The organism is Lactobacillus helveticus (genome assembly GCF_046109915.1).
Classification (GTDB): domain Bacteria; phylum Bacillota; class Bacilli; order Lactobacillales; family Lactobacillaceae; genus Lactobacillus; species Lactobacillus helveticus.
Map to the genome: position 1 here is coordinate 1,306,726 of NZ_CP151471.1, position 13,178 is coordinate 1,319,903.

General features: G+C 32.9%; 11 protein-coding genes and 1 pseudogene. 2 read left to right on the top strand and 10 right to left on the bottom strand.

The features are described 5' to 3' along the window. Positions 1-8 precede the first annotated feature (8 nt). The 6 genes and pseudogenes from AADV52_RS06660 to AADV52_RS06685 form a co-directional block, all read right to left on the bottom strand. On the bottom strand, positions 9-1,034 hold the full coding sequence (locus tag AADV52_RS06660) for an ISLre2 family transposase (RefSeq protein WP_126096196.1): 1,026 nt from the start codon (positions 1,032-1,034) through the stop codon (positions 9-11). A gap of 173 nt (positions 1,035-1,207) precedes the next feature. Next, positions 1,208-1,438, bottom strand: a complete 231-nt coding sequence (locus AADV52_RS06665) for a hypothetical protein (RefSeq protein WP_014919356.1) — start codon at positions 1,436-1,438, stop codon at positions 1,208-1,210. Positions 1,439-1,600: 162 nt separating this feature from the next. Then, the gene (locus AADV52_RS06670) at positions 1,601-2,284 is read right to left on the bottom strand and encodes a hypothetical protein (protein WP_126096197.1); all 684 of its coding nucleotides are present in this window, start codon (positions 2,282-2,284) and stop codon (positions 1,601-1,603) included. Between the two features lie 81 nt (positions 2,285-2,365). Next, on the bottom strand, positions 2,366-4,321 hold the full coding sequence (locus AADV52_RS06675) for an AbiA family abortive infection protein (protein WP_014919358.1): 1,956 nt from the start codon (positions 4,319-4,321) through the stop codon (positions 2,366-2,368). Positions 4,322-4,484: 163 nt separating this feature from the next. Further along, positions 4,485-5,132: pseudogene (locus AADV52_RS06680) on the bottom strand (SDR family oxidoreductase); the annotation flags it as partial. 88 nt (positions 5,133-5,220) lie between these two features. Then, positions 5,221-6,180 (bottom strand): Abi family protein, encoded by a 960-nt coding sequence (locus AADV52_RS06685; RefSeq protein WP_014919360.1) that lies wholly within the window; start codon positions 6,178-6,180, stop codon positions 5,221-5,223. 312 nt (positions 6,181-6,492) lie between these two features. Between AADV52_RS06685 and AADV52_RS06690 the strand changes: the two genes are divergently transcribed. After that, a complete protein-coding gene (locus AADV52_RS06690) occupies positions 6,493-6,621 on the top strand; it encodes a hypothetical protein (RefSeq protein ID WP_257791307.1) in 129 nt (42 codons plus the stop codon). Positions 6,622-6,936: 315 nt separating this feature from the next. On the opposite strand, the gene AADV52_RS06695 is transcribed toward AADV52_RS06690, so the two are convergent. Together AADV52_RS06695 and AADV52_RS06700 are read right to left on the bottom strand one after the other, a co-directional pair. Next, complete coding sequence (locus tag AADV52_RS06695) at positions 6,937-8,331, bottom strand: hypothetical protein (RefSeq protein ID WP_014919361.1); 1,395 nt, start codon at positions 8,329-8,331, stop codon at positions 6,937-6,939. Positions 8,332-8,889: 558 nt separating this feature from the next. Beyond that, positions 8,890-9,669, bottom strand: a complete 780-nt coding sequence (locus AADV52_RS06700; protein WP_014919363.1) for a DUF4393 domain-containing protein — start codon at positions 9,667-9,669, stop codon at positions 8,890-8,892. Between the two features lie 210 nt (positions 9,670-9,879). On the opposite strand from AADV52_RS06700, the gene AADV52_RS06705 reads away from it, so the two are divergent. Then, complete coding sequence (locus AADV52_RS06705; RefSeq protein WP_126096201.1) at positions 9,880-11,058, top strand: IS256-like element IS1201 family transposase; 1,179 nt, start codon at positions 9,880-9,882, stop codon at positions 11,056-11,058. Between the two features lie 33 nt (positions 11,059-11,091). On the opposite strand, the gene AADV52_RS06710 is transcribed toward AADV52_RS06705, so the two are convergent. After that, positions 11,092-12,048: an ATP-dependent nuclease gene (locus AADV52_RS06710; protein ID WP_014919379.1), complete on the bottom strand. Its 957-nt coding sequence runs from the start codon at positions 12,046-12,048 to the stop codon at positions 11,092-11,094. A gap of 142 nt (positions 12,049-12,190) precedes the next feature. Further along, positions 12,191-13,177 (bottom strand): dTDP-4-dehydrorhamnose reductase, encoded by a 987-nt coding sequence (gene rfbD, locus AADV52_RS06715; protein WP_014919380.1) that lies wholly within the window; start codon positions 13,175-13,177, stop codon positions 12,191-12,193. Position 13,178 lies beyond the last annotated feature (1 nt).

Genomic DNA, 13,178 nt, shown 5'->3' on the forward strand with positions numbered 1-13,178 from the left:
TTGATTTCTTAAATATTTATTTGACTTAATTTTCTGCTAAAATCGTTTAAATAGCTATGTCCTTCTGTTAAGCTTTCGATTGCTCCATGATGAATGCCCAGATGAGCTTCATGCGTCTTTCTTAGGCTGGCACGAACTGCACCTTTCAATTTGCTTGGCATAGCCGGCATAAAGCCTAAACGGTCCTTGATCTTTTTATTCAAGTGAAAGACATCCAAGAAGTGTTCGTGCTGCTTGCAGCGACCGACTATTTCATCAAAATCTTTTTTGGCATAGCCAGCGCCGCCATCGGCATTACTGATGATCAAAGTATCGCTTAAGTCATAGGTATTAGCTAAATAAGCTTTGATTTCTTGCAAGGCATTCAAGCGGCTTAAAGAAACGAACTCTTTGGCTTGAACTCTCTTTCTGCGCGTCTTGCTCACATTAATAATATCTTCACAGACTTGATAGCGGTGAAACTCCAGCCGCTTTTTGGTCCCTTTAATTACAACGCCATCGCCTTCAAGATAAAGCACTGGTACTTTTTTCTTTTGGGTAATGCCATCGTACCTTTCTTCAGACTGTTGCTGTGCCTTGATTTGCTTGCCCGCTTGAACAATCAGCTTACCAACTTGACTATGACTAATGTTAAAGCTAGACAGGGTATTAACAGCTAAGGCAGTATTGCGGTAAGTTGATACAGCACTAACCTGCAAAATATTTTTAACTGCTAAAACACTATAGCGCTTATACTTGTCATAGCCCATCAATTGATCCAACGGGTATTTTGCCTTCCTGCCTGGACAGACATATCTTCTGCGCCAGTAACTGATTTCGCCAAAAACTGTCACCACTGAACGCTTATTTTTCTTTTCAATCTGATAGCCTTGCTTTTTAGTTTCATCAACTAAACCAACATCAACTTCCTCTAGTGCCAGCTTCATCAACTCTCCAATCAGATCAAAGAAATAGCACATTAATGCTTTTTCACGGGCAAGAACATTATTTTCAGACTTAATAATTTTCACGATATCAGTTATAATAGATTCCATAAAAGACCAGCTTCTAATGTGTTTTTTTGGTTAACATCAGACTACTGGTCTTTTTGTTTTAGCTCAAGTCCAAATTCAACGGACTTGAGCTTTTTTTAATCCTTTATTCAGCTTACCGCAAAAAATTATACACTTAGTGCTCAAATTCAACTATCTTCTCCGCCTCCAGCGTCCTACAGATCTGGCAGCGTTACTATGGGATGCAGCGTGAAGTTATTCTGCTTCTTAGTATTTGGTACATCTTGAGGCAAAGTATTACTCCACACAATAGCGTTGCGCAATACCGTATCTTTCATTTTCGCTTGTAGTTCATCAAGAGTATCCTTATTAGCCTTGATATATTCGGCCAAAGCCAATTGATAAAGAGCAATGAGCTGTGCTACGTATACATTAGCATGCTTCATAAATGATAAATTATTGGCATCTTCCCAGTATGAATCAGTGATATTTGCTTTAGCGAATTCCTTCTTAAAATCTTTAAAGGAATCTATATTTAATACACGAACAGTATTTATCTTAGTTCGATCATAAAAAGCATTGCGTTGTGATTTTCATTTATCATAATGTTACTCATCTAACATACAATTAACACAATATGCCAATGCATCATAATCCATAAAAACAGTATCCTGAGGGATACTATTTTTAGGTTGATATGTAACTCCAGTAGTTTTTAAAGGTATTAGTCTCTCCTGCCATAATTTCTTATCAGAAATTACCACTTTACGTAAGTTCTCATCAACATATGTGTCCAAGTAATTTTTAAATACTTTTTTGGCAAAATCCTTTAAATTGTTCCATGCAGTTTTTATTTCTTCAGTTATATCTAGTTCATATCCCCACTCATTAATTCTCTCTATATTCTGGCGACTTAACTCATGAGTATCCATCTCATCAGCATCAATTTTTACATGAAGAGTAGAATGAAATCTTTGTCGGAGATTAGCTTCATCATTTACATCCGTATGCATTTTCACTCCTGACATTGGAATGCTAGTATGCATAGCATAGTCTCGAAGAACTTTCATATTCTTTTCCGTATCTTTATTTTGTAAATCGATAATCAAAGCCGAAATATTCGCATTCTCATGATTACGTTGAAAGCTTTTACAATTCTCTACAAACATTCTATGCATAAGTATGTAAGCTGTTATACTGCTTTCTGTTAAGTTGAAAACAGTGTTAGGATCTATTTTCCTAGCATCATATTGTGCTGTTAAGTCTTGTAATAAAGAAAATTGTAAATTCACATTTCGATATGTTCGATACAAATCCTGAATTGGTAAAAAGATTCTTAGCAATTTGCTATAGTTTTCAAACTTCTCTTTATCTCAGTTATACCGCTTATTTATGTAATAGTTGCATAACTCCACTAATAATTTAAACAATGATCGCATGGTAGCAATTAGCTCTTCCGTTTTGGGTTCACTTGGATTATCAATATCAAGCAATAACTGAGCTGCTGCATGAGAAAGTGGATTATTGTTTCTTAGGTCATTCGCCTTTGAGATTATCTCATCTGTTTCATTTTGCTTATTCAAAATACGATAAACTTTTTGCAGTTGCTGTTTCTTATAATACCCACTATAAATAGATCCTTTTCCTTTTCTTCCTCTCCTCTTCATTCTTTTTCTTTTATTCTCATCAAAATAGAAATCAATATTTGCAGTTGTTCTATCAAAATAATTTTTAAAAAATGCATAACTTGTTAGTATGTTGTTCTTAGAATATTCTATTATCGATTCAAAATACAAATAGTAGGAGATCCAACCTGAAGTAATATCGGCGTCAGTAACTGTAATTAAATTATTTATAGCAACACTTTCAAACTGGGATTTAAAATTACCAGTATAATCATAATCTAAGTAGGTAGCCAAATTATGATCAATATTGTAAATATGCGAGTAAAAGTTTCTAAATGAGGTTCTTCTATGAGTCAAATAAGTTATTGCCATAACTAAATCATAAAATGTCCATTCTTCAGCTTTTTTCTTCCCTAACATACTTAAAATAGGCTTTATTAGTTTACCGTCCTTAGTATTCAAGAACATAATGAATAATCTTTTGGGATCTACCCAAAAGAAGTCATCATATGCTATCAACTTTGAAAGTTCACTTAATATATAAGGATCTTGATATACAGAAGTTGCCCCTGAATTTATCTTTTTATCGTAAATTATTTTATTAAACAACTCATCTGGAACTAAATTACTATCACTTTTAAATGAACTATCAATTATCTTTTTATATTCTTTATAATCTAATTCATTATCAGCTAAAAGATCATTCAAAGATTTTAAAAATTGAAGAAATCTGTCTCTAATATTATTTAAGTTCAAATCAGAATCATCAACAATTTTAATTTGATCTTCACCATAAAAAGAGGTTTTAATTTCATTTTCTAATTCATCTGATCGTAAAAATTTAGTTTTCTCACTATTTATTGCTAAATCCTCTTTCTTTAAATATGAAGAATATTTATTTCTAATTTTATGAAAGCTTCTTATATCAAATTCATTTGAAAAAATATATAAATCATCAACATATCGTACTATTTTAAAATCTGCAATATTTAAATTGTTAGTTAAATAATCTATAAGTCTATTATCACTATCATTTAAATAAACGACTGTTGCCAAATAGGAACTTGCAATACTATTTTCAACTAATGGAAATTTTCCCTTTCCACAATATTGTAAAAATTCTTTATATATTTTTAGTTGATTTAATTGAACACTATCATTACAATTCACTTTTATTTTTTCTATCAATTTATCAACGTTAATATTAACAAAAAAACTAGAAATATCTGTTTTTATGAAATAATCATATTTTGTCGCACATCTTTTACATTCACGATAAAAATAACTATATTCTTTACTATATTTGGCATTCATTGAACTGTAATTACCTGAATAATAAGTTGCAATCTGAGTACTCCTAGTATTTTGATATTTCAACGAAATTTCTTTTCCTATAGCTTGAAGAACTAAGAATAATATTGGTGATAATAGTGTTGAATCCCGAAAACTACCATCCTTTTTTAAGAGATAGTTATCTGTAATCCTCATAACATCAGTAAATTGTACTATTGCTCCATTTTTTATATATTTACTATAAAATTTATCATTCATGAGATATTGCTTATCATTCCAAGTCATTTTAGAAAATGGATAAAGTTGTAAGTAATTTCTTAATGATCCCGAACTAATCTTAAAATACATGTTACATGTATCCTTCCAAACCTTTTTAGAAATATGAAATAAATAGTTTGTAGTATCTTCCATTTTCCGCTCTCTATATCTTGGTCACTAAAAAACTCCATTAACCTCACTCAGAGATTAACGGAGTTTTACAACATTTATAGCAATTTAATTATATCAATATCATATATTTTTATGTATCAAAAAAGCATCCCCCACAGGGATGCTTCCTTCCTCATCTATCCAATTACTTCCCCAACTCATCAAAGAAGCCTTGCTTCTTCAAAATTTCAAGATATCGTCTAACCGCATCAGGCCAAACAGGCAATGGCTTAAAGCCGTTCTCCACTAACTTGCTCTTATCGAGGCGTGAGTTGAATGGGCGAACTGCCTTGGACAAGCCATATTCGGCAGTGGTGACTGGCGTTACCTTGGTGTCGTAACCGGCTTGGCGGTAGATTTCCTTGGTGAAATCGTACCAGGAAATGTAGCCAGTCTTGGTACCATTTTCACCATAGCCGCTAGCCGTATCAGGCAATTCTGAGTTGGTCGCGTGGTAGTAACCGTACTTGTCGGTTCCGATCATGTCGACAAGCAAACGTGCCAAGTCAAAGGTATAAGTTGGAGTACCAATTTGATCATCAACAACCTTAACTTCATCATGATTGGCACCAACTTTAAGCATGGTCTTGATAAAGTTATGGCCATTAATGCCAAATACCCAAGCAATACGAACGATAAAGTACTTATCTAAAGTATCGCTAACAGCTTTTTCACCACCGAGCTTGGTTTCACCGTAAACGTTCAAAGGCTTGTAACCCTTGAAGTCTGGTTCCCATGGCTTGGTTCCTTGACCGTCAAAGACATAGTCAGTTGAAAGGTAAACCATTGGCACATATTCATATAAAATTGAAACATGCGCTTTTTCCGCAAATTCACTGCTGGTGTAGTACTGAGATATGAATTTCACTGCCTCTTAATATCTATTCTTGTGGTAATGGTGGTAATTCTTGCCAATTCGTTGGAAATCCAAGTTTACCTAAAATATCATTTGGATTAATTGTATGTATATGATTAAACAAAATTTTTTTCATTCGTTTTCTTAAAGTATTGTTCAACTTAGAGTATTCTGTGTTACTAATAAAACATTGTAAACTGATAAACGTAGTGTAGATATTTTTCCTATTGTCCTCAGCATTAATATGATACTGATCATGAATGAAGGGAAAATACATTGAGTCTGATCTACATTTAAAATATATTAGTCGCTTATTATGGGCACACAAATTTCTAACTTCATGAATATTCTTAATAAATGAAAGCATAATAGCCGGTTGAAAATTATTATGAAAGGTTGGATTGTTTTTACGAATAAAATCTGACATATCACGTGCTATTTCATTTTGAATTTTTACTGGACTTATCTTGATTAGAGTATACAAATCTCCGAAATCTAAATAATCTACTAATATCCAAATTGGCAAATTATCATAATCATTACAGTAATGATAAATAGAATTGTTAGGATATCGCTTATTAGCACTAATAATTCGATGCAATTTTGTAATAATATAAGCAATGTCAAGGCTATATTCATGATTGTAGGCATTAACATCAAGATATGCCTCAGGATTATCCTTATGCGCTTCACCAAAATGATAAGCAAAACTTGATTTTAAATGATGCTCTGCATCTAAAATCGCATTAAACAAAGTCTGTTTACATTCTTTATCAAAAAAATATAAACTTTTTATTTCATCAAAAGTCGTACCATCTAAATATAAGTTTTTTTGTTTTAAAAATGGTTTACTATATCCGTTTATAATATTGTAATAATTTGTTGAAAGTAAGTATTTCTTCGTTTTCTCCTCATCAGGTACCAGTAAGTGTCGATTTTTTAAAATTTCAATCTGTTCGTCTAAAGTCTTAAATGGTTTTTGCAAAAAAATACACCTTTATTCTTAAGAATAAAGGTGTATTTCCCGCAATAGGCTCCGTAGAGTATCTACCGCTCTTCCATTTAACCTTTATTCTACTAGATTTTATTATTAAGTCAATTAATAATTATTATTTACTGAATATATGTTCTATTTTATCAAAGGATTTTAAACTTGAATACTAGTTTGTATAACTTTCTCTCAACTCGTGATTTCACAAACTTTAATTTTTTAAAAAATTTGGCACATTTTCCGTCGCTTATTCGTTAGTAATAGTGTAATCAATAATTTATATTTCATATCCAAGGAGGAACTACTATGATTACATTATTCAAAAAACCAGACGCATTAGATCTCAACTTCTTCATTCCGGAACTGCTTCTCAAGGATCCGCACTTTAAGAAATTGCGAGGCGAAGCTAAACTTGCCTATGTCCTCATCTATTGATCGCTTTAAGAAATCCAAATTAAAAGATGAGACGGGCAATGTCTACTGTGAGTTCACCATTCGCAAATTAATGGAACTATTGCAGCAATGCTAATCCTCAGTAATTCACATTAAGAAAAAACTAATCATGTACGGCCTGCTTGAACAAGAATATGTGATTGGCTTGCCGAGTCGAATCTACATCAAAGAAACATAAAAAAATAGGGAAATCCGCTTAGGACCTCCCTATTTTTTGTATTCTTAATTCTCTACTTTTTCTACTATTAAAAATGATCTATAGATTATAAAAAGTAAAATATTATCAAAATTTAAATTCTATTCTATACTTTCCAAGCGTTTATTAATTATTTCAGGATGGCAATACTTCCATAAATCTTCAGCCGAAGACAGATTATTTTTAACGATTTTTATGAACACATTCATGAAAAATCCAACTGTTATTATAAAAAATGTCTTGTATTCATTTTCATCAATCGTGGTTAAACCATCATGAACTATTTCATCTCTTAAATCACCATAATACAAAAATTTATCCCGAATCTCTTGTCGTGAGAATGACATATCCTTATTAATAAATGCAACAACATCTGCAATCTGTACTTTTTTCCAACTTAATCTATCCACTTCTTTGCTTTTTCTCTTACTAGATGTAAAAAGTTTTATTTTCTGTCCAGTTGAAGTCAGAATCTTCTGATTTTTTATTTCTGATTTTTCTCTACTTAAAAATGTATCGAGAGATATCATTCCTTGTAAAAAGCCTCTATATTGTAATGGATCTCTTATTGCTTGCCCCAACCAATTAAAGGCAATTTGATATCTTTTCATCAATATATTTTCAGATAAAAGACTAGGCAAATTAATCATTCCATTAATAAAAATTTTTATATTCCTTAAATCACTTTGAGTTACAAATTGCAAATTAGGATGTGGTTCAAAAGATAGTGCTTCGATTTTTTTACAATTGTTTATAAAGACAGAGATAGCATCCGTTTCATAGAATTTGGGAAATACATGGCTTTCTTGTTCTTTAATATTCCAGTTTTTTATCTGCAATGGATATTTAAATAAGCTATATGCAACGTTTATGCAATCGATCACTTTTTGAGCTATATCATTAGCTTTCTTATATGTCTTTTTTGATTCACAACCATGTACCCTTATTGCTAATGCAGTATCCTCATCTTCGACTGTTGAATATACTAATTCATTTTTCTCCTTCTTAAATTTTTCTTTATCTTGTAAATACGGCTTAAAAAGTTTGATTCTTTGTACCTTATCAATAAATATATTTGAATTAAATCTTACTCGCCTTTCTAAGACAGGGATATTTGCAATTTTAAAACAATAAGTAGTATAAATTTTCTTTCTATTTGTCCAATCATATACCCATTCATCAACGGTTAAAACCTTTTTCTCATCAAATACATAATGATAAAAAACGCCTAAAAAATTATTACTTATGTCATCCTTAGTATATCTATCTTTTAAATCGGGATTTATTCTTTTTAAAACTGAATAAAAAATATCTGATTGGACTTGCATCTCATATTCGTCTTTTTGTACATATAGTGTCTTATCTCTATTCCAAAGAAACATTTCGTTTTTATTTGTTAAAGGAGTAATAGAACGAACATTTTTCTTGCAATGAACTAAAAATTCTTTTGTAATTTTACAAATTTGAGGACGTGTTAAGTATTTAATCTTATCCATTTTTCTATTCATCTATATCACATAAAAAAACTCCAATAACCTCAAACTATAAAATTATTGAAGCTGAAACTTAACAAATATCTAAATTATAGCAATTTTTCGTCATTACTCAATTTTAACTATATTCTCTTTCTCTAATGTCCTATAAAAACGAAATAAATCTGGCAACGCTACTATGGATGCAACGTAAAGTTATTCTGCTTCATAGCATTTGGCACAGCTTGAGGCGAAGTATTACTCCACACAATAGCGTTACGTAATACCGTATCTTTCATTTTCGTTTGTATTTCATCAAGAGCATCCTTATTAGCCTTGATATATTCGACCAAAGCCAATCGATAAAGAGCAATGAGCTGTGCTACGTATGCATTAGCATGCTTCATAAATGATAAATTATTGGCATCTTCCCAGTATGAATTAGCGATATTTGGTTTAGTGAATTCCTTCTTAAATATTTGAAGGAATCTATATTTAATACAAGAACAGTATTACCTTACTTCGATCATAAAAAGCACTCGACAAATAATACTTTGAATAAAATAATTTTAAGTAATATAACTATTTCATTTTATTACCTGTTACACAAGAAATAAAATGTTTTCCAAATGTAGTAGTTCTTAGGCATCCCTTTCTAAGTTGAACTTCTTCATTCTCCTTTAAATTTGACATATGATATTTAGTTTTTAAAGCATTTTCCATAATCTTGTAATTGGTTTGATAAGCATCAGCTAAAAACCACTCATTTCTAGTTACTGATATTATTTTTAATGCATCCAGTGTATCTACTGAATCTGGCATACTAAATACTACACTATCAATGGTAGACATCCAGAGATCAGAAATTGGTTTTGAACTTCCATCTTTTTTATACATTACTATCAAATCTCCACATACCATTTGAAAATTAGGTTGCTTGGCAATTATATTTATTAATTGAGCATCTTCAGGGCCTAATTCAGCTAATGCTGTTGAAAATCTTGGTGTAATAAATTTATTAACTCTATTATCTATGGTAGAAGCTATAAGATTGGCAAAAGCTTCTTGCAATTCTTCTTCATTTACTTGATATTTAGAATCTTCCAATGCTTTAAACACTAGATTTAATTTACTAGCATCTCTATTTTCGATTGGAATATCATTTGTCTTTTGTTTTATCTTGTCACTATATTCCTTTAGCTTTTGTTCAGTATATATACCTAATTTATGTAATGGGTAAAATATAAAATCGCTCAAGCCTCCTACTGCTGTCCCAATTGACTTAGCAGCAGGATTTAATAAAGCTTCTAAAGTAGACTCTGGTAAAACATCTTTTAAATCATGTAATGGTCCTAAATCCAAAGTTATCCACCACTTTCATATTTAATTATTTATTATCAATTTTATTTACACTAATAATTATAATCTGAGACTTAAAGGTAGAGACTGTAAAATAGTTTGTGTAAGGATGAATGATTCCTTAAATTAATTTCTTAAAATATTAGAAAAAGGAGTTCCTTTCTCGTATGATTGGTTTGAACAAAAAACACATACAGAAAGAAGAACTCCTTCATGAATGATTTTACCAAAAATATGGCTCAAGCTCTATTCAATCAAGACAAAATTAATGATTTATTGCGTAAAGAATTACAACAAGCAGTTAATGACTTGTTAGAAGCTGAATTAACTGCCTTTTTAGGTTATAATCCTTATGCAAGAGACGGCTGGAATACCGGCAATTCTAGGAACGGTGCCTACTTTCGCAAGGTGGATACGCAGTTTGGCAAAATTGAAATCCAGGTGCCACGAGACCGCAACGGCCTGTTTCATCAGCACACGCTGCCTGACTACAAGCAGCACTCCGATGTCTTGGAAAACATGATCATCAAGCTTTACTCTAAAGGTGTAACTACCAGAGAGATAGCTGATTTGATTGAAAAAATGTATGGCAGCCATTACAGCCCCGCTCAAGTATCCAATATTTCTAAGCAGATGATCCCCAAGGTAGAGGCCTATCACAAGCGTAAGCTGAGCGATAAGTTCTTCTGCGTTTATCTAGACGCTACCTACGTTCCTCTGCGCCGAGAAACTTTTGAACGTGAAGCTGTCTATATTGCCATTGGTATCAAACCTAATGGCCACAAGGAAGTTATCGACTACTGCATTGCGCCCAATGAAAACATTGAAGTCTGGACGGAGCTGCTCCAAAGCATGAAGTCTCGCGGCTTAGAGCAAGTAGAGCTTTTTCTTTCAGATGGCGTTGTGGGCATGAAGACAGCACTGGCAAAGACCTATCCTCAAGCTCATTTCCAGCGTTGCTTGGTTCATGTCATGCGTAATATCTGCGCTAAAGTACGCGTGGAGGATCGCGAGGCAATTATGAACGAATTCAAGCAGATTCACCAGCAAGCCAATAAAGCAGCTGCTGTTGATGTATTGCATGCCTTCTATGCCAAATGGGACAAGAGTTATAATCATGTCATAAGAAACCTGAAAGACATCGAGCCGGACCTGCTGGTCTTCTATAATTATCCTAAGCAGATCAGAGCTTCAATTTACTCTACCAACATGATTGAATCTTTTAACAACGTCATTAAGCGCAAGGCTAAGCCTAAAGCAGAGTTTCCGACTGAACAGTCGCTTGATACTTTCATTGGCATCCAAGTAATGAGTTACAATGACCGCTACTTCAACCGAATTCACAAAGGCTTTGGTCAGGTTCAGGACACCTTAGAATCTTACTTTGATTAAATAAAGAATAAAAAATCAATCTATGAGAAAGATCTATTTACACAAAAGATTTGACAGTTTCAAATGTTCTAATAAAGTTAAACTATGTGTTGTAAAAACAATTTGAATATTTAATTCCTCTGACTTTTTTAACAACCAATCTATAAGTCTATTTTGAGCCGCTGGATGTAGAGTTGCATCAATTTCGTCAATAGCTAGAATTCCACCTATATATTTTTCTTTTAATTCATTCTTCAAAATTTTAAAAGATAAAACTGCCTCTATAATTTGACCTGTATTATCTTGACCACTTGAATTTGATTTAAAACCATAATAATTTGTATTTACTTCTGATTTTAAATGAGATACACCAATATCTAAATTGGCAAATTTTGTATTCTCATCCAAATTTTCTCCTAAAATTTCAGAATGAGCTTGAATAATCTCTGGAATTATTTTGGGAGATATTTTCTTAGGGACTGCTATATCATATTCACCTAAAGGAACCAATCTGGATAATCCTAAATATAAAGAAGGCCATTCAATCTTTTTTTCATTATTATGTCCTTCCACTTTTTTAGGAATCAATCTATACCTAGTAACAAATTCTTTATCTTCTATTCTTTTATAATTCTCCGTTCCTAAAATCTTATGATACTTATAATGTCTTTTAATACTTTTTTGCCTTGTAGCTCTAAACTCTAAATCTTTAACTACATTATATTTTTCACTATTTTCAGGCAAATCACTAAAAGTTATACTAACTTTATCTCCAGGCTTATCAAAATCTTCATCATACATAATTACATTACTGAATTCACCTCTAAATTGCGTACCACTAATTGTTTTATATTTGGGAGAAATTTCACCTACATTAGTAAGAATAGCTAATATAGTCGATTTACCTACGCCATTCATTCCAGAAATTGCAGTTAAGTTTTTACTCAAATTTAGTTTTGTACTTTTCTGGAAAGCTCTATAGTCTTTAATTTCTAATTTTTCAATCCACATATAAATTCCTCACCTTGATTATTTCTACTCTACTATTACATTATTCATATTACTTAAAAATATACAAAAAATCGAAATTAATTTTAAAAGCATGAAAGACAAAAAAGCGCCCCAAACAGGGGCGCTTCCTTCATCTATCCAATTACTTACCCAATTCCTCAAAGAAGCCTTGCTTCTTCAAAATCTCAAGATATCGTCTAACCGCATCGGGCCATACAGGCAATGGCTTAAAGCCGTTCTCTACCAACTTGCTCTTATCGAGACGTGAATTAAATGGGCGAACTGCCTTAGACAAACCGTATTCTGCGGTGGTAACTGGCGTTACCTTGGTGTCGTAACCGGCTTGGCGGTAAATTTCCTTGGTGAAATCGTACCAAGAAATGTAACCAGTCTTGGTGCCGTTTTTGTCATAGCCGCTAGCCGTATCAGGCAATTCTGAATTGGTTGCGTGGTAGTAACCGTACTTGTCGGTTTCGATCATGTCGACTAGCAAGCGAGCCAAATCAAGGGTGTAAGTTGGCGTACCGATTTGGTCATCGACAACCTTAACTTCATCGTGGGTAGAACCAACTTTAAGCATGGTCTTGATAAAGTTGTGGCCGTTAATGCCAAATACCCAAGCAATACGAACGATGAAGTACTTGTCCAAAGTGTCGGCAACAGCCTTTTCGCCGCCTAACTTGGTTTCACCGTAAACATTCAATGGCTTGTAACCCTTGAAGTCGGGCTCCCATGGTTCAGTGCCTTGACCGTCAAATACATAGTCGGTTGAAAGGTAAACCATTGGCACGTCTAACTTCTTGGCAACGTTGGCAATATTTTGCGTACCACCAACATTAACTTTGCGAACTGCGGCAACTTTGTCATCATCTTCAGCCATATCCACAGCTGTCCATGCTGCACAGTGAATAATTACGTCTGGGTTAACTTCAGTAATTACTTTATCCACAGCATCGGCATCAGTGATGTCCAAAGACAAGTAAGGTGCCTTGGTAACTGCTGTGCCATCATTAACACCAGCATATTCAGGAGCTAAGTCTGAACCAACGCCCTCGTAACCGCGCTTAGCAAGTTCATTCATCACGTCATGGCCAAGTTGACCATTAACGCCAGTTACAAAAACTTTCATT

Coding starts and splice junctions, on each gene's coding strand:
- AADV52_RS06710 (WP_014919379.1), bottom strand. CDS start 12,048: ATGTGGATTGAAAAATTAGAAATTAAAGACTATAGAGCTTTCCAGAAA.
- AADV52_RS06695 (WP_014919361.1), bottom strand. CDS start 8,331: ATGGATAAGATTAAATACTTAACACGTCCTCAAATTTGTAAAATTACA.
- rfbD (WP_014919380.1), bottom strand. CDS start 13,177: ATGAAAGTTTTTGTAACTGGCGTTAATGGTCAACTTGGCCATGACGTG.
- AADV52_RS06690 (WP_257791307.1), top strand. CDS start 6,493: ATGATTACATTATTCAAAAAACCAGACGCATTAGATCTCAACTTCTTC.
- AADV52_RS06705 (WP_126096201.1), top strand. CDS start 9,880: ATGAATGATTTTACCAAAAATATGGCTCAAGCTCTATTCAATCAAGAC.
- AADV52_RS06660 (WP_126096196.1), bottom strand. CDS start 1,034: ATGGAATCTATTATAACTGATATCGTGAAAATTATTAAGTCTGAAAAT.
- AADV52_RS06675 (WP_014919358.1), bottom strand. CDS start 4,321: ATGGAAGATACTACAAACTATTTATTTCATATTTCTAAAAAGGTTTGG.
- AADV52_RS06665 (WP_014919356.1), bottom strand. CDS start 1,438: ATGAAGCATGCTAATGTATACGTAGCACAGCTCATTGCTCTTTATCAA.